The organism is Micromonospora sp. NPDC003197 (genome assembly GCF_053590565.1).
Genome location: NZ_JBSFTE010000038.1, coordinates 1 through 22,756 on the forward strand (window position 1 = coordinate 1; position 22,756 = coordinate 22,756).

The window sequence follows — 22,756 nt, forward strand, 5'->3', positions numbered from 1 at the left end:
CGCTCCCGCCGTTTCCGCCGGGCGCTTTCAGTACTTTACCTTACCGCTTTCGTCTGTCAAATCCGGTCTCGACCGGATCCTTCTCGCTAGAGCGGCTCGCCTCACTTTACTCCCGCGGCGATTCCTCGTCGCATTTGCTTGTGAGGCTTTCCTGCTTGCCCCCGCCGTTTCCGCCGGGCGCTTTCAGTACTTTACCTTACCGCTTTCGTCTGTCAAATCCGGTCTCGACCGGATCCTTCTCGCTAGAGCGGTTCACCCCGCTTCACTCACACGGCGATTCCTCGTCGTATTTGTTGGTGGGGTTCAGCAGGCCGGCCGTCCGCGTCTCCGTCGGTCGTCCGTCTCCCTGCCGCCGTTGAAAGGTACACGCTCCGTCCACCAACGCCAAATCGGCCCCCAGCCCACAACGCCGACCGGCGCGCTGATCAATTCCACTCGCCACGAACCCGTCCCGGCCCGAGCTGGTTCCGTACCCCCGCATCCAGTCGGGCCTGCCCGCGATGACAGGGCTTCTACCTGCGTCGATGCCATGCTGCCCGGCGACCGGCGGGCCACCCACAGAACGGGCGTACCGAGACTTGGGCGAACGAAAGTATGCGATCCATGCTGCACATTCCGGCGGCCACATCGATACGATCGGACAACTCCGCCGAGCCCCCGACGCACGGCACCTGAGTCGGCCGAAGCCATCACTGCCGTACCTGGAAATCATCGACTCGACATGGTTGCCGGCTTTCGAGGCCCAGCGGGGCGACGCATTGCCGGTCGACCGGCCGGCACCGGACCGGCCCCTGGGCAGATGGTCCGGATACCGCCGACAGTGCCTACGCGCATCGGATCCAGATCAATGACGGACCCGACGGCAGCGAGAGGAGAACGATGGCTCAATCGATGGTCGCCACGGGAACCCTGACCGAACTCCTGGACGACTTCGTCAACCGCGTCCCAGAGGTACGGCAGGCGTTGGCGCTCTCCCCGGACGGGCTGCTGCTGGCCGCCTCCCGTGAGGTCGACGACGAAATCGCCGAAATGATGTCCAGCCTGGTGGCGGGACTACAGGCGTTGGCCCTGGCTGCTGGCAGGCAGCATGAGGCGAAGTCGGTGCAGCAGATCGTCGTACAGATGGTGGAGGCGTACCTCTTCGTCACCGCGACCCGGGGCGGCGCGATCTTCGTCGTGCTCTTCACCGCCAACGCGGAGATCGGCGACCTCGCCTACGAGGTCGCCCTCTTCGCCGGACAGGCGGACCGGCACCTACCCACCTACCTGGCACCCGCCTCGGGAGCCGCCGGGTGAGCAGCGCAGACGGGAAGGAAAACGCGGAGCTCTGGTACGACGACGCTGCTGGTCCGGTGGTCCGGCCGTACGCGATGACCGGTGGGCGTACCCAACCGGCGCCCGGCAAGTTCGACATGATCTCGCTGGTCGTGGCCCGGGCAGCGGCCGGACCACGACCAGCGGAGTTGTCGCCCGAGCAGGTCCGCATCGTCGAGCGCTGCGCCCGCCCACTCTCGGTGGCGGAGATCGCCGCCGAGCTGGACCTACCGTTGGGCACCGTCCGGGTGCTACTCGGTGACCTGATGGAAGCCAGGCTCATCGAGACGTACGAGCCGTTGGTGCTGGACGACTCTCTGGGCGAGGACATGCTGGAGGCGGTGCTCGCCGGCTTGCGTTCGCTGTAGTGCTGCCTATTTGGCCGGCAACAGACCACTAGTTGGCCGGCAACACGAGCGCGACCACGATGCCCAGAATGAGGAACGGCCCGAACGGGAGGTGATCGGTCCATCGGATCCGGCGGGCCACCAGCAGGAGCAGGGCGTACGCCGCCGAGCCGGCGAAGGCGACCACCAGCCCGAACACCACGCTGCCCCAGCCCGTCCAGGCGAGCAGGGCACCTCCGCTCAGGGCCAGTTTGGCGTCGCCCAGCCCGAATCCGCGCTGGCCGAACAGCAGGGTCGACGTGGCGAACAACAGGGCCAGCCCGAGCCCGCCGCAGATCGCCCGGCCCCAGGCCCCGCCCTGGTCGTCGACGATCGCGGCGACACCGAGCAGCGCCCAGGTGCCCACCGCCGCGGTGTAGGTGAGCCGGTCGGGAAGCCGGTGTACCGCGACGTCGATGAAGACGAGCGGAATGGCACAGCCGGCCCACCAGGCGATGGCAGCCGACTCGGCAATCGGCAGGCCCCCCAGAACGAGCCCCGCCACAACGGCGAGTACGGCCAGTTCGAGGACCCCCGGTGCCGCGCCGAGCCGGCTGCCACAGCCGCCACACCGGCCGGCCGGGGAGAGCGCCCGGAGTGAGCCGGCCAGGCCGATCGGCGTACGGCAGGTGGCGCAGTGGGTGCGGAGCGGGGAGCCGGGTGGCACGGACTGCGCCACGACGAGCCACCGGAGCAGGGGCGTGCCGGCTATTGCGACGAGGACCCGTACCGGCCAGGGCGGGAGTGCAGTCGGCTGGTGGACGGGGTCGGTCCGGTCTCCGACAGTGCTTCGTGGGTCGGTCATCGCCACTGGACACTCCTCTCCGGCGCGGTGGCCAGTGGCCGGATTGGTCCAACGGTCGACCCGCGTCCCGACACTCTCAGTAACTTCATGATCACGTCATCCCTGTTGGGCGTCGAGTACGACGAGTCCAGCCACTCGGGCCGTGACGAGGTTGCGACCGGCCCGGCAACGCCGTACGTCGGGACCGGATCGTCGGAATCGCCGGGGCAGAGAATCGGCCAGATCGCCGCCATCCACCGTATTTCGCGGCGCAATCGAGGCGGATAGCCCAACATCGCCAGCCGCTCTGACACTCGACTTCCGATCATTATCGGAACACCGCTTTGCGCGATGACATCAGCACTCCTAACCGCGATCAACAATAGAGATCGTGACGGTACGTATTCCTTTTGAGTTCCCCCTGTCGCATTGCCAATCATGAGCTTATGCTCGCCCCTTGAGCGCAGAACAGCCGACAGGAATATCCACAAGGCTGACGACAAGAGAACCGATCAGCACAGCACTAGATCAATTAATTGAATAACCCACGACGGGTAGCTTTCGGCCCCGCCCGAGGGCCATCGCCGGCTGCCCGTCCTGCCCAAGAAGCCGGGGGCGATGCCTCGCACCTGGTCGGGAACTGGGCGAAGGTCCACTCACCCCTGGTCCAGAGCGGGTGGTGGAAAGGAGGGCGCACCGTTGCGAACAAAGCATCCCGGAAGGATTTCCGGCACCTTCGTTGCGATCATCGCCCTCGGCTGCCTGGTCGCCTGCGCGAATGAAGATCGGCCAGGAATGCGTCCGGACGCCGGACATTCGGCCCGTTCTTCCCCCAGCCCGGATCCTCGTACGGCAACAGCGATCAAGGCCGCCCTGGCCGCGTACGCGGGCTATCTGGCCGCCACCCGGGAAGCCGAACAGTCAGCGGATCCCCAACATCCCGAGCTTGAGAAATATCTTGCCGATCCGTTGCTCACCCGGGTCGGGCTTGCCATTCGCGATGCTAAGGAGCACGGTGCGATGCGTACCGGAACGCTGATCTCCGATCCGAGGGTGGAGTCGGTCAGCCTGGACACCGTCCCGGCGACCGTCTCGATCCAGGACTGCCTCGACACGACCAACTACCAGCTGGTCTACATCAAGGACAGATCGGTGGTGCCGGGGTCGACCAGCGGGCGCTACATCGCCACCGCCACCGCCACCCAGTACGCCGACGGCCGCTGGCTGATCAGCGCCGGCACCGCCCATCGGGACCTGCCATGCTGACCCGGTTGCTGCCGGTGAAGACACCGGGCGTACTGGTTCTGGCCGCCGGCACCACGACCGCGCTGGTGCTGTCTGTCCTCCCCGCCCCCGCCAAAGCAGCCGCAGCAGCAGCCGGAATCACCGCCAGGGCCGGGGCCGGAATCATCACCGAAGCCAGGGCCGGGGCTGGAATCGCCGAGCGGGTCGTCATGGCCCAACGGGCCGCCCCGGGAGCGGGGTGTCCGCCGGGGCAGGACGACTGCAACGTCTGGGACGACGAGCCCGGCAAGCCGGGCCGACCCGGTACGCCCGGCGGTGGTGGGGGTGGCGGCGGTAGCCGTACCTGCCAACGCGATGGCGTGCCTCTGCCCTGCTACGACCCGCTGCTCGGTTGGTTCAACAACTCCGACGGCTGCTACTACGCTCTCGCCCGGCCACAGCCGCCGGGCGGGCCAGCCGGTAAGAAGCTCTACATGCGCAGCTGTGCCGGCGGGCCAGCCTCGCAGGAACCGGTGTGGCTGGACGCTCCACCCGACGGCTTCGGCACCCCACCCGACCCGGCCGAACTGGCCAGACGGGCGCTGGCCAGCATCACGCTGCGCCAGCCCACTGTCGGTATCGCGCCGAACAAGGGCCCGGGGCTGGTCGGCCTGCCGGTCTGGCTGTGGACCGATCCCGGCCCGCAGACCTGGGGGCCACAGCGCGCATCGGCGAGCGCGCCCGGGTTGACCGTCCGCATCGAAGCTCGGGTGGAGAAGATCGTCTGGACCATGGGTAACGGCAGCAGGCCGATCACCTGCACCAACCCTGGCGTCGTCTACAACCCCGTTCTGCACCGCGACACCACCCCGACGTGCGGCTACGCCGGCTATCCACGGTCAAGCCGGAGCCAGCCGGGCGGGACGTACAAGATCACCGCCACCACGACCTGGCGGGTCACCTGGACCGGCGGCGGCCGCCAGGGCACCCTCCCGCTGCAGACCCGGACCAGTGACCCCAGGGAGATCCGGGTCGACGAACTCCAGGTGGTGACCGAATGACCTTGGCTGCCACCCCCGGAACGTCCAACTCGGTCGACGCGCCGATCGCCCCACCCCGGGTCGTCCGGCAGCGTCGGATGCGTCCCGGCCTGCTCGGTCTCGCGGTGCTGCTGGTCGCGCTCGGCGGCCTCGGCGCGGCGTTCGCGGTCACCTCGGTCCGGGCCACCGGCAGCTACCTCGCCGTCGGCCGGGCCGTACCAGTCGGCACCGTGCTCGCCGCCGACGACCTCTTCGTCGTCCAGGTGGCCGGCGGGCAGGGCCTGGCCCCGATCTCCGCCGGTCGGGTCGACGAGGTGATCGGCAAACGCGCCGCCGTGGCGCTGGCCCCGGGCACCCTGCTGACCTGGGAACAACTCACCGACCAACCCCTGCTCGGCACCGGACAGCAGCAGATCTCGCTGGGGCTCAAGGCCAGCGAGGTGCCGGCCCGGCAACTCCACCCCGGTGACAAGCTCCTGCTGGTCAGTCGTCCGGCCCGGGACGCAGAGGGTGGCAGTACGGCGAGTATCCGATTCGAGGCGACGGTAATCGACACGGCTACCCCGGAGAACGGCGAACTGGTGCTCTACCTGGCGCTGGCCGAACGGGACGTACCGGCGGTGGTCGTACTGGCCGGGGAAAGCCGGATCGCCGTTGTCCTGAAGACGGCCGCCTGACCATGGCCATCATCGCCCTCGTCTCCGCCAAGGGCTCGCCCGGAGTCACCACCACCGCCCTGGCCTGCACCCTGTCCTGGCACCACCGGCTGGTGCTCGCCGAATGCGATCCGGCCGGTGGTTCAGTGCTCGCCGGCTACCTGGGCGGTGTGCTCGACGGGGCTCGGGGCATCGGTGAACTGGCCGTCGGCGAACTACGCGACGGGAACCTCGAAGCGGTGTTCTGGTCACAGCTGGTCGACCTCGACGCGCCACACCGGGAACGGCTGCTGCTGCCCGGGGTGATCGACCCGGCGCAGGCCGGCAGCGTCAACCCGCTGTGGCAACGCTTCGCCGACGTCTTCACCGAATTGGAGCGGGGCCGCCCCGGCTACGACGTGATCGCCGACTGTGGTCGGTTGCAGGCGGTCGGCCCACCCTGGCCGATCCTGCGCGCCGCTGCGGTCGTACTGGTCGTCACCGCGGCCCACCTGCCCGACCTGTCCAGCGCCCGAGCGACGGTTCGGGCCATCCAACGGGACTTCGCCGAGCACCGGGTGCCGCCCGGCTCGCTGCGGCTGCTGCTGGTCGGCTCCGGGCACAGCCGTATCGAGGTGAGCCGGGCACTGCAACTACCGGTGATCGCCCAACTGCCGCACGACGCCCGTACCGCGAAGGTGCTCAGCCACGGCGGCACCGTCCGCGCCGGACGGCCGCTGATGCGCGCGGCCGGCGCGCTGGAGGTGCCGATCCGAACGCTGCTCGACCGACGCCGGGCCCGGCTCACCTGGTCCGCCGGCCAGGAGGTGCCAGATGCGGTTTGAGCCGGTCCAGCACGACCCCCGGGTACGCACCAACGGCGCCACCTCGACCGTTCCACCGTTGCCGGTCAACGGGCACCAACCGCATCCACCAGCCGTCACCCCGCTGGCCGCGGTCCCGCCGGGCGGCGTCCCCCCGTCCCCGCCACCGCCCCGGCCCCGGGTCGACTTCGCGGTGGTCCGGGAGTTGCGCCGCGAACTCAGCGAACGACTCACCCTGTGGCAGCGGGGACGGGAGTTCACCACCGACGAGGAGGACGCCGAGCGGACCCGGCTCGCGGCGGTGGTGGTGGCCGAGTACGCCGACGCGACCCGCCGCGCCGGTACCCCGATGCCCGCCACCGAGGAGCGGGCCCTGCTCGACCAGGTCACCGCCGAGCTGGTCGGGTTGGGCCGGTTGCAGAGCCTGCTGGTCGACGACTCGATCGAGGAGGTGCACATCCTCGGCTGCGACCTGGTCCGCATCACCCGGCACGGCGGCGGGGTCGACTGGGGTGAGCCGATCGCCGACAGCGACGAGGAGATGGTGGAGATTCTCCAGGCCGCCGCCCGGCGGGCCGGGGCCACCGAACGTTCCCTCTCCACCTCGAAGCCGACGCTGGACCTGCAACTGCCCGACGGTAGCCGGCTCGCCGCGGTCTACCTGGTCAGCCGCCGGCCGTACGCGGTGATCCGTAAGCACAACACGCTGGACGTGACCCTGGACGAACTTGCCGGCGGCCGGCCCGACCTGGACGAGATGGTCGACGTGCTGGTCCGGGACTTCCTGCGGGCGGCGATGGCGGCCGGGCTCAACATCATGGTCGCCGGGCTGGCCGGGGCCGGCAAGACCACGGTCATCCGCGCCCTGATGGACGAGATTCCCGCCGACGAGCCGTACGTGCTGTTGGAGGAGAGCCGGGAACTGCTGCCGGCCCGGCAACGACTCCGGCACCGGGCGGTGATGAGCTTCGAATCCCGCGAGGGCCACGGCGAACGGGGCTTGGACGGGCGGCCGGCCGGTGAGGTCACCATCGCCGACCTGATTCCGGTGGCGCTGCGCATGGGCGTACTGCGGATCATCGTCGGTGAGGTCCGCTCCCGGGAGATTGTCCCGATGTTGCAGGCGATGACCACCAGCCGGGGCTCGATGTGCACCATCCACGCCCGTACCCCGGGCGGAGTTGGGGAACGGATCGTCGAGTTGGCACTGTCGCACGGTCGGGAGATGACCGTCGAGCAGGCCCGCCGGATGGCCGGCAACGCGCTGGACCTGATCGTCTACGTCACCGTCGAGGACGAGACCGCGATCGGCGGCCGGAAGTACCGCTTCGTCTCGCACATCGAAGAGGTGATCGGGGCGGGGGACAACAACCGGATCACCACGACCACGGTGTTCGGGCCGGGGGTGGACGGTCGCGCCGTACCCCGGCATCTGCCCGAGCGGATCCGCGAGCAGCTCATGCGGGTCGGTTACGACCCGCGCGTGCTGTCCCGCTACATCGAGGCCGGCACCGGGGCCTGGCGGCGTCCCCGGCACAGCCAGCTACGGCGGCGGGTATGAGCGCGCCGGGCGTCGGCTCCGAGGCCCGGGGCGTCCGGACCGCCGTCGACCGGAGCGGGGTGGGCGGATGAACCTGCCGGCCGGTATCGAGCTGATCGCGGTCCTGTCCGGGGCGGCCAGCGTCGCTGGGCTGGTCCTCGCCGTGGTGGCGCTGGTCGGCACCAGCCGCCCCGCACGGCCACCGTCGTCCGGCGGCCAGTTCCTCCGGCGGCTGTTGTCCGGGTCGGGCAGCGGTGCCCGCGAGCAGCGCCGGCATCGGTCGCTGCTGGTCACCGCCCTACTGGCCGGCGCGCTGGCGTTCCTGCTCAGCGGACTGCCGGTGGTCGGGCTGCTGGTCGCCGTCGCGGTGCCCGGTACGCCGTGGTTGTTCTCGGTGGGGCGGGCCGAGCAGCGGGCCATCGCCCGGATCGAGGCGGTGGGCGAATGGACGCGTCGACTCAAGGACGTGTCCGGCACCGGGCAGGGGCTACAGCAGGCCGTCATCAACACGGTGGCCACCGCACCGGAGGAGATCGAAGACGAGGTACGACTACTCGCCGCCCGATTGCAGGCCGGCTGGCTGGGTCGGGCCGCCCTGCTCGCCTTCGCCGACGAGATCGGTGACCCGGTCTGCGACCAGGTGGTGGCGGCGCTGATCCTGCACCTGACCGATCGGGGCGAGCGGCTGGGCGACGTACTCGGGTCGATCGCGTCGGCGGCGGCGGCCGAGGTCGCCACCCGGCGCGAGGTGGAGGCGAAACGTACCCAGCCCCGGTTCGCGGTGCGTTTCCTCACCGGGATGACCCTGCTGATCCTGGCGTACGGGCTGATCAACCCGGACTACATGCGCCCGTACGGCACCCCCGCCGGGCAGATCGTGATGGTGTTCCTCGGCGGGTGCTTCGCCGGACTGTTGGCCTGGGTACGGGCGATGAGCCTGCCGCCCCGACCGGCCCGGTTCCTCGCCCCACCCGACCCGGACGAGGTGCTCGCATGATCCTCAACTGGCAGTTGACCATCGGGGTCGTCGGTGGCGCGATCGTCGGCCTCGGCCTGTTCCTGCTGGTTCGGGAGGCGCTGCCGGCCACCCCGGCGCTCGGGCCGGCGCTGCGGCGACTACACCAGCCGGCCGGGACGGCCCGATCCGCTGCCGGTGGTGGCCTGGACTGGCTCACCGGCCTGACCCGAGCGCTACGCCCGCCGCACCGGCAACTGGCCCTGATCGGCCGTACCCCGGAGCAGTACGCCCTCTCGCTGCTGCTCTCCGCAATGCTCGGCCTGGCGATGCCGGCCCTGTCGACGGTGGCGCTCTTCCTGCTCGGGGTACGGCCACCGATCGTCGTTCCCACCGTCGTCGGGTTGGGGATGGCGTTCACCGCGGTCGTACTGGCACACCGCTCGGTGCTCGTGCAGGCGGAGAAGGCCCGACGCGAATTCAGCCAGGCCGTCTGCGCCTATCTCGACCTGGTCGCCCTGCAACTGTCGGCGGCACACGGGCCGGTGCAGGCGTTGGAACGGGCGGCCAGTGTCTGCGACGGCTGGGTCTTCGAACGGATCCGCGAGGCGCTCCGAATGGCCCAGCTCCAGATGCACTCGCCCTGGGACGAGTTGCGGGAACTCGCCGAGAAGATCGGCGTACCGGAGCTGGGTGACGTCGGTTCGATCATGCAGTCGTCCGGCACGGAAGGTGCCCAGGTGCACGAGACGTTGCGCAGCCGGGCTGACTCGCTGCGCGACCAGATCCGTACCGACAACCTGGCCCGGGCCGAGGCGGTCACCAGCCGCCTGGACATTCCGGGTGCCCTGCTCGTCTTCGTTCTGGTCGGCTTCGTCATCTATCCGTTCATGTCCCGCATCTGATCCGCCGCCCCACATGCAGGTCGCAACCCCGCTCCACCGCAACGCCGCTCCACCGCAACGCCGCTCCACCGAAACGCCGCCTTACCGCAACGCCGCTCCACCGAAACGCCGCCCTCCGGAAAGGAGCAAGACATGACCCTCATCGCCGCCTACCTGCACACATTCCTCGCCGTACGCCTCGCCGAGCTGCGCCGCGACGGCGAACGGGGTGACAGCCCGGTGCCGACCGCTGTGATCATCATGGGACTGGTGGTCGTAGCCACCGTGGTGACCGCCGGCGCCCTGGCCGCCGCAAAGGGCTGGCTGGACAAGATCCCCACTCCGGGCGACGTGAAGTAGACCCGTGCGGCACCGCACCCGGGCAAGCCAGAGACGGGAAGTGCACCTGGACCGGGACCGGGGCGCGAACCCGGTCGAGTTGGCCGTCGTACTCCCCGCCATCCTGGTGCTGCTCTTCGCCTCCATCCAGGCCGCCGCCTGGTTCCTGGCTCGGGCCACCGCGCTCAACGCAGCTCAGGAGGCAGTGAGCGCCCAACGCGCCTACCGGGCCCCCGACGGTGTCGGACAGCAACGGGCCGAGGAGTTCATCCGGCGGGCCGGTGACTGGTTGCCCGGCGCGAAGGTCACCGTCCAGCCGGGCGCGGAACGGGTGAGCGCAACCGTGACCGGCCAGCCGTTGCGGATCGTGCCGCTGATTCCGCTGCCGGCGGTCAGCGAGACCGCCAGCGGCACCGTGGAACGGGTCACCCCGGAGCCACCACCATGACAGCCGGAATGACCCGAACCGGCAACCACTCGCGACCTGGCACCCGGGGTTCGGTCTCGGTGGAGGTGGCCGTCCTCATCCCGGCCTTCCTGGCGCTGGTCGTGGTCGCCGGGGTGAGTGGCCGGACCGCGCTGGCGTACGAGGCGATCGAGGTGGCCGCGCACGACGCCGCCCGAGCCGCCTCGATCTCCCGTACCGCCGGATCGGCCCGGGAAGCAGCCCGGGTAGCGGCCCGCGAGCGGCTCGACTGGGAAGGGCTCTCCTGCGCGAACTCGCCCCGCCTCGACTTCGCCGGTACGGTCGCCGGCCGGCCCGCCACCTTCGACGCGGCGTTTCGCAGCCCCGTCGGGCAGGACGCGTCGGTCTCGGTGACGGTCTCCTGCCGGGTGTCCTTCCAGAACCTGCGGATGTCGATCCTGCCAGGAATGCCCAGCGATAAGCTGGTCAAGGCCACCTTCGTCTCCCCATTGGACCGTTATCGAAGCCGGAGCGGCTGATGTCTGGTCGACTGTGGCGCACCATCGAGACGCCCGGCTCGGGTAGCCGGAGCGGTCTGGGCGAGCACCGGGATGCGGGGCGGGTCAGCCTGTTCCTGGCAGTCGCGCTCACCGGCGTACTGGTGATCATCGGCCTGGCCTTCGACGGCACCGGACAGCTGCGATCGATGCAGCGGGCCGACAACCTGGCCGCCGAGGCGGCCCGGACCGGTGGCCAGGCCATCGATCGAGCCGCAGCGGTCGACGGCCGCCCGAAGGTTATCGACCAGGAGCAGGCGCGCGCCGCCATCCGCAACTACCTGGCCGGCGTGGCGGGCGTACGCGACTGGACCGTCCGCTTCGACAGCGGGCAGCAACTCACCGTCACCGTCGACGTGGAGTACGACACCTACCTGCTGGACCTCTTCGGTTTCAAGGACAAGATCCTGGTCCGTGGCGAGGCCACCGCCCACCTGCGGACCGACCCGTAGGGAGGAAAGCTGATGCCCACCACATACGTGTCAGCCGTACGACCAACCGTGGCCCGCCGAACCGGGCAGATCGTCACCGGGTTCGCCGCGCTGGTCGTCCTACTAGGACTGTTGGTCGGTGCACCGCTCGCGCTGGCCATGTTCGCCGGCAACCCACTCCCCGACCACCTGCCCGGCGTCGACGAGATCACCGCCACGTTGACCAGCCGGGACGACGGGCAGCTCTTCCTGCGGGCGCTGGCGATCGTCGGCTGGGCGGGATGGGCCAGCTTCGCGCTCTCCGTACTGGTGGAGCTGCCGGCCCGGATCCGTCGCAAGCCGGCCCCCCGGTTGCCTGGCTTGAGCCGACAGCAGCGGGTGGCGTCCGCGCTGGTCGGGTCGATCGCGCTGATCGCGGTGGCGACTCCGGCAGCTGCCGCCGCCACACCCGCCACTGCGGTGGCGATCGCCGCTGCTCCAGCGATCCCTGACTCGATGTCGGTGCCGCCCACCGGGACAGCGCATCGCCTGTCTTTGGCATCGCCCGCCGGGACAGTGCACCGGACCGCCCTGACATCGCCCGTACCGCACTCGGAGCCGGTCTACCGAGTGGAGAAGGACGACTATCTCGGCTACATCTCCGACCGGTACCTCGGCGACTTCGACCGATACCGGGAACTCGCCAAACTCAACAAGATCCGCGATCCGAACCGGATCCGGCCAGGTCAGCTCCTCCGGATGCCGGCGGACGCGGCCGATCGGGGGGTACGAGTCCACGCCACCGGCCTGGTCGCCGTACCGCCACCACCCGGCACCCGGCCTGCCGTACCGCCAGTGGGAGCGCGGGAAACGCCGGGTCCAGCGCGAAACACCCCCTCGGCTGAGGTGACCCCGGTTCGGCAGGAGCCAGGGGAGGCCACCCTGGCTGTGGGTGCCGCCCGGCCCGGGGAGGTGAATCAACTCAACCGGCCTTTGGCGGTGTCAGCGGTGCTCACGGTGGCCAGCATCGTCGGCGCACAGATCGGTGCGGTGCTCGGACTGCGCCGACGGCCGGCCGACCGGCGGTCGGCAGCGACCCGGGCCGCGGCGACCCGGGCTGTCGTGATCGGCCGGCACCGACGAGACTGAGCCGTCGACCGGTCTGCCCGAATCGGCTACCAGCCAGCGGAACTGAACCCTCGGTCCGGCTGTCCGCGTCGGCTACCACCCGGGTCAGGGCAGCCGGGTCAGGGCAGTCGGGTCTGCAGCATCCCGCCGACCACCCGAGTGGGCAACACCTGCTGATCGGTGCTGGCCGGGCCGCGTACGACCTCGCCACCGTTGAGCATGAAGGTGCTTCCGTGCCAGGGACAGACCACGCAGGTACGACCGTCGACGCGGGTGAGTCGCCCCTCGCCCAGCGGCCCACTCTGGTGCGCGCACCGTTCCAACATCACCGTGATCTCGTCACCGTCCCGGAAGACCACCACCGGCACGTCCTCGATCTGTCGGGTCAGCAATGTGGACTCGGGCAGGGTTGCCACCTCCGCGACCGGATGCCACCCGTCCTCGATCCGGTGTAGTTCCTGCACACCCTGGTTGACTCCGGCGGCCTGCTTGTAGGCCAGGTGCCCACCCAGGTATGCCCCACCACTGGCCGCCGCCAAGCCGGAGAACCCGAGCAGTCGACCGACGTTGTGCCGTCCGCTCAGTCGCGCGGCCAGCGATCCGGCGTACAGGGCGATTCCGACGGTGTTGGCCATCGCGTGCACCAGGCCAACCCGGCGCTGCTCGCGGGAGAGCGAAGCCCAGTCGTTCGCCCCGGCCAACGCGGCCGGCAGCGCACTGGCGGTCCCCACCGCCACGAGTACGGTCGCGGCCCGGCGTTGGCCCGGCACCAGGTCCAGGATCGCCCCGCTGACCCAGGCGCCGACCGGCAGCTGCACCAGTGCTGGGTGCAGTGGGTGGCCGAGCCACACCCCGTGCAGGAAGTCCCGGACCCGCTGGCCACGCAGTACGGCGAAGACGCCACTCTGAAGCCGGTCGCCGACCCGGTCCAGCCCCGACGCCCGCTCCAGTTTCGTCATCATCGATCGCACCATCATCGTCCGCACGCTGAACGACTTCCCGGTCGAGCCATCGGCAAACCAGCAGCCCCTTTTAAGGAAGGGCCCCTTCTTATCGCTTTCTGCATAGGAAGGGCCCCTTCCTAACCTCGGCACGATGGCCGGGATCCACACCCATCAGCCGCGACACGCCACACCATCTGGTGCGTTGACGAACCCACAGCCACTACATCTAGGATAAGTCCATTGCTGGTTCGCCCGTGCCCACCATGGCCGGGCGGCCAGGCGACGGCATCCAGCCAGATGTCGCCGCCGAAGAGGGAACCCGGTGTGAATCCGGGACTGCCCCGCAGCGGTGAGCGGGAACGACCGCCGTCAACAGCACTGGACCACGGTGTCCGGCCGGAAGCCATCCGGCCGTACGGGCCAGCCGGAGTCTGGGAAGCGACGGCCAGTAGGCAAGCGCGGCAACGCGCCCTGCCCGCGAGTCCGAAGACCTGCCAGCAGTGCGCGCCGACAGCCAGTTCGGCGTGCGTAGCACCTCGGGGCCTCGTGGGAGGGCCGTCGAAACGTACGGGCACCGCCGGCTCACCGACCGGCGGCGCTGCGGCGTGCGACGTGTCCTTCCGCGAGCCTCCGGTCCGGCCCAAATGACCGAGGAGAGCACATGACGGCACCCGCCATCATCGATCCGTCAACAGCGGAGGCCACCGACCAGCAGCCGGAGCAGCGACTGCGCAGCGTCATCGAACGGCACCGGCACGATCTGCCCGACACCAACGTCGATCGAGTGCTGGACATCGTCCGGTCCGGCCGAACCGCCGACGCGGACCACGACGAACTGACCCAGCTCGCCATCTCGGCCGCCGCCGGGCTGATCGCCGAAGAACCGCAGTACGCGAAACTGGCCGCCCGACTACTCGCCGACCGGGTCCGTCAGGAGGTCGCCGACCAGGGCGTACGCAGCTTCAGCGAGTCGGTCGCCACGGCGTACCGGTTGGGGTTGCTCGACCCGGACTTCGCCGGCTTCGTCACCGCGCACGCCGCCGCCCTCGACGCCCTGGTGGACCCCGACGATGCTGGCCGCGTCGGCTCGACCTCCGCTGACGCTCCGGTCGACGCCGATGACAACTTCGAGTTCTTTGGCCTGCGTACGGTCTACGACCGCTACCTGCTGCGGCACCCGGAGACCCGCAGCGTGCTGGAGACCCCGCAGCACTTCTTCCTCCGGGTCGCGACCGGTCTGGCCGAGACGGTCGAGCAGGCCGCTGACCTCTACCGTCTGCTCGCCCGACTGGCCTATCTGCCCAGCTCGCCGACGCTGTTCAACGCCGGCACCCAGCACCAACAGCTCTCCTCCTGCTTTCTGGTCGACTCGCCCAGGGACGAGCTGGATTCGATCTACGAGCGCTACACGCAGGTGGCAAAGCTGTCCAAGTACGCCGGCGGCATCGGCATCTCCTGGTCCCGGGTGCGCTCGCGCGGCTCGCTGATCCGGGGCACCAACGGCTACTCGCACGGCATCGTGCCGTGGCTGCGCACCCTGGACGCCAGCGTCGCGGCGGTCAACCAGGGCGGCCGCCGTAAAGGCGCGGCCTGCGTCTATCTGGACACCTGGCACGCCGACATCGAAGAGTTCCTGGAGCTGCGGGACAACACCGGCGACGAGGCCCGGCGTACGCACAACCTGAACCTGGCCAACTGGATCCCGGACGAGTTCATGCGCCGGGTGGAGGCGGACGCGGACTGGTCGCTGTTCGACCCGAAGGGCGTACCTGAGCTGGTCGACCTTTGGGGCGACGAGTTCGACACGGCCTACCGGGCGGCGGAGGTCGCGGGCAAGGCTGTGAAGACCCTGCCGGCTCGGAGCCTGTACGCCCGGATGATGCGTACCCTGGCGCAGACCGGCAACGGCTGGATGACTTTCAAGGACGCTGCGAACCGGACCTGCAACCAGGTCGGCAACGGTGGCGGCGTGGTACACCTGTCGAACCTGTGCACCGAGATCCTGGAGGTGACCAGCGACGGGGAGACCGCTGTCTGCACCCTCGGCTCGATCAACCTGGCCGCGCACGTGGTGGACGGTACGGTCGATTTCGCCGCGCTGGCTGACACGGTCCGGGTCGCGGTGGCCGCCCTCGACCGGGCGATCGATCGGAACTACTTTCCGACCGAGCAGGCTGCCGCCGCACACCGACGGTGGCGACCGATCGGACTCGGTGTGATGGGACTGGCCGACGTCTTCGCCGCGCTGCGGCTACCGTTCGACTCGCCCGAGGCGCTCGCGCTCTCCACCCGGATCGCCGAGGAGATCGCCCTGGCCGCGTACGACACCTCGGCCACGCTCGCCGCCGAGCGGGGCGCCCACCCGGCGTACGGGCAGACCCGGGCCGCTGGCGGGGTGCTGCACCTGGACCACTACCCGACCGCCTCGCCGACCCGGCCGGAGGCCTGGGCGGCGGTACGGGAGAAGGTCGCCAGGCACGGCCTGCGTAACTCGCTGCTGGTGGCGATCGCACCGACCGCCACCATCGCCTCGATCGCCGGCTGCTCCGAATGCGTCGAGCCGCTGGTCTCCAACGTCTTCAAACGAGAGACGCTGTCCGGCGAGTTCCTCCAGGTCAACCGGCATCTGGTGGCTGACCTGAAGCGGCTGGGCCGGTGGACTCCGGCGACCCGGGACGCGATCAAGTCGGCTGACGGTTCGGTGCAGTCGCTGGACCTGCCGGAGGAGTTGAAGACGCTCTACCGGACCGCCTGGGAGCTACCCCAGAAGGCACTGATCGACCTGGCTGCCGCGCGCACGCCGTACATCGATCAGTCGCAGTCATTGAACCTGTTCCAGGCCGCCCCGACCATCGGCAAGCTCTCCTCCATGTACGCCTACGCGTGGCGGGCCGGGCTGAAGACGACGTACTACCTGCGTTCAAGGCCGGCAACGCGGATCGCCCAGACAACCGTTAGGAAGGGCCCCTTGTTATCGCTTTCTGCCTTGGAAGGGGCCCTTCCTAACACCTCAGCCACCGACGCCACCGACGCCACCGGGCCAGCCGTTGACGCGACCGGGGCAGCCGCAGCGGACGATGCGGTGGCCTGTTCCCTGGAGAACCCGGAGATCTGCGAGGCATGCCAGTGACCAGTCAGATGTTGCTCGACCCCGGCATGGATTTGACCCTGCGGCCAATGCGATACCCGGACTTCTACGAACGGTTCCGGGCCGCGATCCGGAACACCTGGACGGTGGAGGAGGTCGATCTGGCCTCTGACGTACCCGATCTGGCGAAACTGTCGGACCAGGAACGCCACCTGGTGCACCGGCTGGTGGCGTTCTTCGCCACCGGTGACTCGATCGTCGCCAACAACCTGGTGCTCAACCTCTACCAGCACGTCAACGCGCCGGAGGCGCGGCTCTACCTCTCCCGGCAACTGTTCGAGGAGGCGGTACACGTCCAGTTCTATTTGACCCTGCTGGACACCTACCTACCCGACCACGACGAACGGGCCAAGGCGTTCGCCGCAGTCGAGCACATCCCGTCGATCCGCGACAAGGCGGCGTTCTGCTTCAAGTGGATCGACTCGATCAACTCGCTGCACCGGTTGGAGACCCGGGCCGACCGGCGGGCGTTCCTGCTCAACCTGATCTGCTTCGCCGCCTGCGTTGAGGGGCTGTTCTTCTACGGTGCCTTCGCGTACGTCTACTGGCTGCGCTCGCGCGGTCTGCTCCCCGGGCTGGCCACCGGCACCAACTGGGTGTTCCGCGACGAGTCGATGCACATGGAGTTCGCCTTCGCCGTCGTCGACACGGTACGCCGGGAGGAGCCGGACCTGTTCGACGACGAGCTGACCGCCGACGTCACCCGCATGATCGAGGAGGCGGTCGCCGCCGAACTGGCCTTCGCCCGCGATCTGTGCGGGGACGGGCTGCCCGGCATGAACACCGCCGACATGCGGCGCTATCTGGAGTACGTCGCCGACGCCCGGCTCGCCCGACTCGGCCTGGCTCCCCGGTACGGCGCGGAGAACCCGTTCCCGTTCATGGAGTTGCAGGACGTCCAGGAGTTGACGAACTTCTTCGAGCGGCGGGTGTCGGCGTACCAGGTGGCGGTCTCCGGTTCGGTCGCCTTGGACGAGGCGTTCTGACTGGACCAGCCGGTGTGTGCGCATCTCTTGCTGTTGGAGCAGCACAGGATGCGCACACACCCTGCCGCCAGGAGGCTGTACGCCGACCCGGCGGGCGGGCATCCTGATGCGGTGGGCATTCGGGTAGAGCGCGACGGTCCGGTGACGACGGTGATCCTGGACCGGCCGGAGTCCCGTAACTCGGTCGACGGGGCCACCGCCCGAGCGCTCGCCGACGCCTTCCGAGCCTTTGATGCCGACCCGCAGGCCGCTGTCGCCGTCCTGTGGGGTGCCGGTGGCACGTTCTGCTCGGGCGCCGACCTGACGGCCATCGGTGCGCCGCGCGGTAACCGGGTCGAACCGGAGGGCGACGGGCCGATGGGTCCGACCCGGCTGCGGTTGAGCAAACCGGTGATCGCGGCCATCTCCGGGTACGCCGTCGCGGGTGGCCTGGAGTTGGCACTCTGGTGCGACCTGCGGGTCGCCGAGTCTGATGCGACGCTGGGCGTGTTCTGTCGCCGCCTCGGGGTGCCGCTGATCGATGGTGGCACGGTACGGCTGCCGAGGCTGATCGGCCAGAGCCGGGCGATGGACCTGATTCTGACGGGGCGGGCGGTGCCGGCCGTCGAGGCGTACGAGATGGGGTTGGTCAACCGCCTCGCCCCGCCGGGCGGCGCGCGGGTGGCGGCCGAGCAGCTGGCGGCGGAGATCGCCCGGCTGCCGCAGACCTGCCTGCGTAACGACCGGTTGGCGGTGCTGGCTGGTGCCGGGCTACCCGAGGCCGAGGCGATGGTGACGGAGTTCGCCTACGGGATGGCGTCGCTGGCCGTGTACCCGACCGAGGGTGTCGACCTGAAGCAGGTTAGGTCCCGGGGTTAGCGACCTCGAAGCCACGTACGGCAAGGTCGACGGCGCGCCGCATCGCGGCCCGTACGGTCTCGGCCGTGTCCCCCTGCCGGATGCTGGTGAGCGCTGCGGCGTTCACTGCTCCCAGCGCGGCCCCCACCAGGGCTGCGGCATCGACCCGGTCGAGTTGCTCCGGGTACGTCCGGTGCAGGGCATCGGCCATCTCTTCCTGTCCGGTGTGCAGGTGGTGCAGGAGTCGCGCCCGCAGCTCCGGCACCGAGGTGAGCAGCCGTGCCCGGAGCGCTGCCAGTCCGCTGGGCAGGTCCGTGTTCCAGCTGTTGGTGATCATCTCCTGCATGGCCCGGGCCAGCAGCTCGGTGCCGGTCTCGCCGGCCAGTGGCGCGGAGATGATCCGCAGCGCGAGGTCGAACCGGGTCTGGGCGTTGACCAGAAGCACGTCCTCCTTGGTGGGGAAGTGCAGGAAGAAGGTACGGGTCGACAGGTCCGCCGCCGCCGCGATCTCGGCCACGGTGGTCTCCTCGTAGCCCTTGCGCTCGAAGAGCTCGACTGCCGCATCGATCAGCGCTTGACGCGTCCGCTGCTTCTTGCGTTCCCGCCGGCCGGGCTCATCGATCATGCCGACACTTTACTACACCTCAGGAATATGTATATTGAGTGAATCAATGCACTGAGTGCACTTAAAGCTGAGTGCACCTAGGGCTGAGTGCAGCTGAAGCTGAGGACGGGAGTCGGACCAATGGGAAGCCTGGACGGACGCGTCGCCCTGATCACGGGCGCTGGTCGTGGGATCGGCCGGGAGGAGGCACTTTTCTTCGCCGCCGAGGGGGCCCGAGTCGTCGTCAACGACCCGGGCGTCGCCGCCGACGGCACCGGCGGTGATCCCGGGGTGGCCGCCACTGTCGTTGCCGAGATCGTCGCTGCCGGTGGTCAGGCGGTGGCCAACACCGACAGCGTCAGCAGTTGGACCGGTGCCGAGCGAATGGTGGAAACGGCCCTGGCGGCCTTCGGCGACCTACACATCGTGGTCAACAACGCGACCGTCAAGGGCGACCGGGCAATGGTCAACATGACCGAGCAAGAGTTCGACGACGTCATCGCGGTAAAGCTGAAGGGCACCTTCGCCGTCAGCCACTTTGCCGCCCGCTACTGGCGTAGCCGGTTCGCGGCGGGCGTCCGCACCGACCGGGCCATCATCAACACCGCCTCCGGATCCGGCCTGCTCAATCCGCTGCCCAACCAGACGAACTATGCCGCGGCCAACGCCGGCATCGCGGCGATGACGGTGGTCAACGCCCTCGAACTCGCCCGGTACGACATCCGGGTCAACTGTGTCTCGCCGTCCATGGCCCGTACCCGGCTGACCCGTGGCGTGCCGGGGATGGACAGTGTCCCGGAGTCGGGCAGGTTCGACCCGCTGCACCCCGTCACCAGCGCCCCGGTCGTGGCCTACCTCGCGACCGCCGAGTGCCCGATGACCGGCCAGGTGCTCTCCGTCCGGGGCGGCTCGGTGGTCGTGAACCATGGCTGGTCCCGGGGCGCCCAGGTGTCCAAGGAGGACACGCTCTGGACGGTCGACGAACTCGCGCACGCCCTGGCAGACCTGCCCCGCGAAGATCAGTTCGAGAAGCTGTCCGTCGCACTTGGCGGCGCACTCGGCACGGGTGGTCGAGAGCAGCTGCAACAGATGATCAACGCGATGCTGGACGCGCAAGACTGACCTGTTAGGAAGGGCCCCTTCTTATCGCTTTCTGTATAGGAAGGGCCCCTTCCTAACACCCAGCACCCAGCACCCAAAGCACCTAACCCAGGTTGCGCAGGGCGTCCTCAATGGCCCGGTGGAAGGTCGGGTACGCGTACATCATGTGCCGCAGGGTCGATACCGGCACCCGACCGTGCACCGCCACCACCAGCGCACCGAGCACCTCACCACCGGCCGGGCCAGCCGAGGTCGCCCCGACCAGCACGTCCCGTTCGGCGTCGGCGACCAGCTTGATGAACCCCTCGTTGCCCACCTTGTGAATCCAGCCCCGTGCCGAGCTGGGCATTTGCGCCATTCCCACCTGTACGTTCAGGCCCTGGTCCCGGGCCTGCTGTTCGGTCAACCCGACCGCGCCGATCTCCGGATCGGTGAAGGTCACCCGGGGCAGCGCGCGGTAGTCGGCTCGGGGTCCCGCGCCGGCGGGCGGACCGGCCGGGGCCGGTTCACTACTGGCAGCGGCCTGTCCCGCCTCGGCAAGAATGTCCCGGATCGCGATGCCCGCTTGGTACATCGCCACGTGGGTGAACGCTCCATGCCCGGTCACATCGCCCACCGCCCACACCCCGGCACCGGCCCGCATCCGGTCGTCGACGGTCAGGAACCGATCGTTCGGGTCCAGCCCGACGGTCTCCAGCCCGAGTCCATCAAGCTGCGCCCGCCGGCCGGTGGCCACCAGTAGTCGCTCGCCGTCGATCACGGCGCCGTCCGACAGGTGTACGGCGAAACGGCCGGTCTCGTGCGACACCCGGTCGACGCGTACCCCGGTGCGGATCTCCACCCCGTCGGCCCGCAGCGCATCGACGGCCAGTTCCGATGACTCGGGTTCCTCTGTGGCGAGCAGCCGATCGGCTACCTCCAGGATCCGGACCCGGGCCCCGAATCGGGCGAAGACCTGGGCGAGTTCCAGCCCGATTGCTCCGCCCCCGAGCACGATCAGGGACTCGGGCAGTTCCTCGGTCTCGATCGCTTCCCGGTTGGTCCAGTACGGCGTCTCCGCCAGCCCGTCGATCGGTGGGATCGAGGGGGTCGTACCGGTGCCGATGACGATGCCCCGGCTGGCCCGATAGTGGCGGTCGTCGACGCGTACCTCGTCCGGGCCGGTGATGACTCCCCGGCCACGTACGAACTGGGCGCCCTTGCCGGTGAGCCGCTCGACCGCGCCCCGATCGTTCCAGGAGTCGGTGGCCTCCTCCCGGATCCGCTTGGCGACCGGCGCCCAGTCGGCGGTCACCCGGGCCTGACCGGCGAGTTCGTCCACCCGACGGGCTTCGGCGAGTGCGTTGGCGGCCCTGATCATCATTTTGCTGGGTACGCAACCCCAGTAGGGGCATTCGCCACCGACCAGGTTCTGCTCGATAGCGACGACCGATAGTCCAGCCTCGGCGAGCTTGCCGGCGACTTCCTCGCCGCCCACCCCCAGTCCGAGGACGATGACGTCTGCCTGATCCGAGTCCACCATCCCGCCAGCATCCCCCATCGGCCGCCCGTCGGCACGGTGACGCGGTGACGCGGTGACGCGGTGACGCGGTGACGCGGTGACGCGGTGACGCGGTGACGCGGTGACGCGGTGACGCGGTGACGCGGTGACGCGGTACGGCGCAGGTGCGGGTCAGGCCGCCGGGGTCAGGAGGGCCCGGGCGGCGATGGCGAGCCGGCGGCGGCGGGGCACCACGGCTCGCCGGACGAACACGTCGTAGTCGGCGGCGGCAACCTCGTCGAGGATGCGACGGTAGAGGTCGTGGGCGGCCTGGATGCAGGCGCGCGAGGCGGGAGCGAGCAGGGCCAGGCCGGGCGCGGCGGCGGCGTAGTGCGCCTGGGCCCGGGTCACCTCGTACGCGATGAGCTGCCGGATGGCCGGGGTCGCCACCCGCCGGATGGCGGCGGCGGTGAGGTCGTCGCGGGTCAGGCCGAATCGATCGAGGTCCTCGTCGGGCAGATAGGTGCGACCTCGGCCCAGGTCCTCGGCGACGTCCCGGATGAAATTGGTCAGTTGGAAGGCGAAGCCGAGTTGGCGGGCCGGTTCCCGGGCGGCTGCCAGGTCCGGACTGCCGAGAATCGGCAGCATCATCGTGCCGATCACCGCCGCCGATCCCTCCATGTATGCGACCAGGTCGTCGTAACGCGGGTACGACGTGACCGTGAGGTCCATCGCCATGCTCTGCAGGAACAGGGTGAAGTCGCGGCGGTCGAGGTCGAACACGGCGATGGTGTGCAGTACGGCGGGCAGCAGCGGATCGTCGACTGGTTCTCCCCGCAGGCCAGCGGTGAACCGGTCGGACCATTCGGCGAGTTGGGCGGCCCGCTGGTCGGGGGGTAGCTCCTCGGTGCGGTCCACGATCTCGTCCGCGTAGCGGGTGAATCCGTAGAGGGCGTGCACGTGCCGTCGTTTCCACGCTGGCAGCAGCCGGGTCGCGAGATAGTAACTGCGACCGTGTCGTCTGTGCAGCTCACGGCAGTTCTCGTAGGCAGCGGTGAGATCGGTGGCCACCGTTCCCCCTCGACTAATCGACGCATCAATCGATGCAACTTGTAAGCCTAGGGTACGCTCGCCCGGTACGCCAACGACTCGCCCGGCACGGTCCGCCACTTCGGTAACCGGTGACGGATCGACTCGGCGGCAGGCATGATGTGCGGGTGCTGAGGAGGT

Annotated in this window: 23 protein-coding genes and 1 riboswitch; of the genes, 18 read left to right on the forward strand and 5 right to left on the reverse strand. The window is 69.4% G+C overall.

Features of this window, described 5'->3' with window-relative positions:
- Positions 1-879 precede the first annotated feature (879 nt).
- Both ACWDV4_RS28490 and ACWDV4_RS28495 read left to right on the forward strand, forming a co-directional pair.
- Positions 880-1,296: a roadblock/LC7 domain-containing protein gene (locus tag ACWDV4_RS28490; RefSeq protein ID WP_449984948.1), complete on the forward strand. Its 417-nt coding sequence runs from the start codon at positions 880-882 to the stop codon at positions 1,294-1,296.
- Positions 1,293-1,682, forward strand: coding sequence for a DUF742 domain-containing protein (locus ACWDV4_RS28495; protein ID WP_449984950.1), 390 nt, complete (start codon positions 1,293-1,295; stop codon positions 1,680-1,682). Before ACWDV4_RS28490 ends, ACWDV4_RS28495 begins: the two co-directional genes overlap by 4 nt.
- Before the next feature lie 28 nt (positions 1,683-1,710).
- On the opposite strand, the gene ACWDV4_RS28500 is transcribed toward ACWDV4_RS28495, so the two are convergent.
- Positions 1,711-2,505, reverse strand: coding sequence for a prepilin peptidase (locus tag ACWDV4_RS28500; RefSeq protein WP_449984953.1), 795 nt, complete (start codon positions 2,503-2,505; stop codon positions 1,711-1,713).
- Positions 2,506-3,183: 678 nt separating this feature from the next.
- Here ACWDV4_RS28500 and ACWDV4_RS28505 point away from each other — a divergent pair.
- From ACWDV4_RS28505 to ACWDV4_RS28560, 12 genes are all read left to right on the forward strand, one after another.
- Positions 3,184-3,750, forward strand: coding sequence for a hypothetical protein (locus ACWDV4_RS28505; RefSeq protein ID WP_449984956.1), 567 nt, complete (start codon positions 3,184-3,186; stop codon positions 3,748-3,750).
- A complete protein-coding gene (locus tag ACWDV4_RS28510) occupies positions 3,744-4,769 on the forward strand; it encodes a hypothetical protein (RefSeq protein WP_449984959.1) in 1,026 nt (341 codons plus the stop codon). The genes ACWDV4_RS28505 and ACWDV4_RS28510 overlap by 7 nt, the downstream gene beginning before the upstream one ends.
- A complete protein-coding gene (locus ACWDV4_RS28515) occupies positions 4,766-5,425 on the forward strand; it encodes an SAF domain-containing protein (protein ID WP_449984962.1) in 660 nt (219 codons plus the stop codon). Before ACWDV4_RS28510 ends, ACWDV4_RS28515 begins: the two co-directional genes overlap by 4 nt.
- Positions 5,426-5,427: 2 nt before the next feature.
- A complete protein-coding gene (locus tag ACWDV4_RS28520) occupies positions 5,428-6,228 on the forward strand; it encodes a ParA family protein (protein ID WP_449984964.1) in 801 nt (266 codons plus the stop codon).
- The gene (locus tag ACWDV4_RS28525; protein ID WP_449984966.1) at positions 6,218-7,768 is read left to right on the forward strand and encodes a CpaF family protein; all 1,551 of its coding nucleotides are present in this window, start codon (positions 6,218-6,220) and stop codon (positions 7,766-7,768) included. The genes ACWDV4_RS28520 and ACWDV4_RS28525 overlap by 11 nt, the downstream gene beginning before the upstream one ends.
- Before the next feature lie 67 nt (positions 7,769-7,835).
- Positions 7,836-8,744 carry a type II secretion system F family protein gene (locus tag ACWDV4_RS28530; RefSeq protein ID WP_449984969.1) on the forward strand — a complete coding sequence of 303 codons (909 nt, stop codon included), beginning with the start codon at positions 7,836-7,838 and terminating at the stop codon, positions 8,742-8,744.
- Entirely contained in the window at positions 8,744-9,607 is an 864-nt protein-coding gene (locus ACWDV4_RS28535; RefSeq protein ID WP_449985101.1) for a type II secretion system F family protein, read from the forward strand. The genes ACWDV4_RS28530 and ACWDV4_RS28535 overlap by 1 nt, the downstream gene beginning before the upstream one ends.
- Positions 9,608-9,739: 132 nt before the next feature.
- Positions 9,740-9,946 carry a hypothetical protein gene (locus tag ACWDV4_RS28540; RefSeq protein ID WP_449984972.1) on the forward strand — a complete coding sequence of 69 codons (207 nt, stop codon included), beginning with the start codon at positions 9,740-9,742 and terminating at the stop codon, positions 9,944-9,946.
- Positions 9,947-9,986: 40 nt separating this feature from the next.
- Positions 9,987-10,373 (forward strand): TadE family protein, encoded by a 387-nt coding sequence (locus ACWDV4_RS28545; RefSeq protein WP_449984974.1) that lies wholly within the window; start codon positions 9,987-9,989, stop codon positions 10,371-10,373.
- The gene (locus ACWDV4_RS28550) at positions 10,370-10,870 is read left to right on the forward strand and encodes a TadE/TadG family type IV pilus assembly protein (RefSeq protein WP_449984977.1); all 501 of its coding nucleotides are present in this window, start codon (positions 10,370-10,372) and stop codon (positions 10,868-10,870) included. Before ACWDV4_RS28545 ends, ACWDV4_RS28550 begins: the two co-directional genes overlap by 4 nt.
- Positions 10,870-11,340: a hypothetical protein gene (locus tag ACWDV4_RS28555; RefSeq protein WP_449984980.1), complete on the forward strand. Its 471-nt coding sequence runs from the start codon at positions 10,870-10,872 to the stop codon at positions 11,338-11,340. Before ACWDV4_RS28550 ends, ACWDV4_RS28555 begins: the two co-directional genes overlap by 1 nt.
- A gap of 12 nt (positions 11,341-11,352) precedes the next feature.
- A complete protein-coding gene (locus ACWDV4_RS28560) occupies positions 11,353-12,447 on the forward strand; it encodes a LysM peptidoglycan-binding domain-containing protein (RefSeq protein WP_449984982.1) in 1,095 nt (364 codons plus the stop codon).
- A 98-nt stretch (positions 12,448-12,545) separates the two neighbouring features.
- Here ACWDV4_RS28560 and ACWDV4_RS28565 read toward each other — a convergent pair whose 3' ends face one another.
- Complete coding sequence (locus tag ACWDV4_RS28565; protein ID WP_449985104.1) at positions 12,546-13,397, reverse strand: Rieske 2Fe-2S domain-containing protein; 852 nt, start codon at positions 13,395-13,397, stop codon at positions 12,546-12,548.
- A gap of 251 nt (positions 13,398-13,648) precedes the next feature.
- Positions 13,649-13,866, forward strand: a riboswitch (cobalamin riboswitch).
- Positions 13,867-14,031: 165 nt separating this feature from the next.
- On the opposite strand from ACWDV4_RS28565, the gene ACWDV4_RS28570 reads away from it, so the two are divergent.
- The 3 genes from ACWDV4_RS28570 to ACWDV4_RS28580 all read left to right on the forward strand — a co-directional run bounded on the left by ACWDV4_RS28570 (position 14,032) and on the right by ACWDV4_RS28580 (position 18,362).
- The gene (locus tag ACWDV4_RS28570; protein ID WP_449984984.1) at positions 14,032-16,500 is read left to right on the forward strand and encodes a ribonucleoside-diphosphate reductase subunit alpha; all 2,469 of its coding nucleotides are present in this window, start codon (positions 14,032-14,034) and stop codon (positions 16,498-16,500) included.
- Entirely contained in the window at positions 16,491-17,504 is a 1,014-nt protein-coding gene (locus tag ACWDV4_RS28575; protein WP_449984986.1) for a ribonucleotide-diphosphate reductase subunit beta, read from the forward strand. Before ACWDV4_RS28570 ends, ACWDV4_RS28575 begins: the two co-directional genes overlap by 10 nt.
- A 111-nt stretch (positions 17,505-17,615) precedes the next feature.
- Entirely contained in the window at positions 17,616-18,362 is a 747-nt protein-coding gene (locus ACWDV4_RS28580) for a crotonase/enoyl-CoA hydratase family protein (protein ID WP_449984989.1), read from the forward strand.
- Here the strand turns inward: ACWDV4_RS28580 and ACWDV4_RS28585 are convergent.
- The gene (locus tag ACWDV4_RS28585) at positions 18,346-18,966 is read right to left on the reverse strand and encodes a TetR/AcrR family transcriptional regulator (RefSeq protein WP_449984992.1); all 621 of its coding nucleotides are present in this window, start codon (positions 18,964-18,966) and stop codon (positions 18,346-18,348) included. The two genes, ACWDV4_RS28580 and ACWDV4_RS28585, sit on opposite strands and share 17 nt — an antisense overlap.
- 120 nt (positions 18,967-19,086) lie before the next feature.
- Between ACWDV4_RS28585 and ACWDV4_RS28590 the strand changes: the two genes are divergently transcribed.
- Positions 19,087-20,067: an SDR family NAD(P)-dependent oxidoreductase gene (locus ACWDV4_RS28590; protein ID WP_449984995.1), complete on the forward strand. Its 981-nt coding sequence runs from the start codon at positions 19,087-19,089 to the stop codon at positions 20,065-20,067.
- 82 nt (positions 20,068-20,149) lie between these two features.
- Here ACWDV4_RS28590 and ACWDV4_RS28595 read toward each other — a convergent pair whose 3' ends face one another.
- Together ACWDV4_RS28595 and ACWDV4_RS28600 are read right to left on the reverse strand one after the other, a co-directional pair.
- Complete coding sequence (locus tag ACWDV4_RS28595; protein ID WP_449984998.1) at positions 20,150-21,568, reverse strand: dihydrolipoyl dehydrogenase family protein; 1,419 nt, start codon at positions 21,566-21,568, stop codon at positions 20,150-20,152.
- A 150-nt stretch (positions 21,569-21,718) separates the two neighbouring features.
- Positions 21,719-22,597 carry a phytoene/squalene synthase family protein gene (locus ACWDV4_RS28600; protein WP_449985000.1) on the reverse strand — a complete coding sequence of 293 codons (879 nt, stop codon included), beginning with the start codon at positions 22,595-22,597 and terminating at the stop codon, positions 21,719-21,721.
- Positions 22,598-22,756 lie beyond the last annotated feature (159 nt).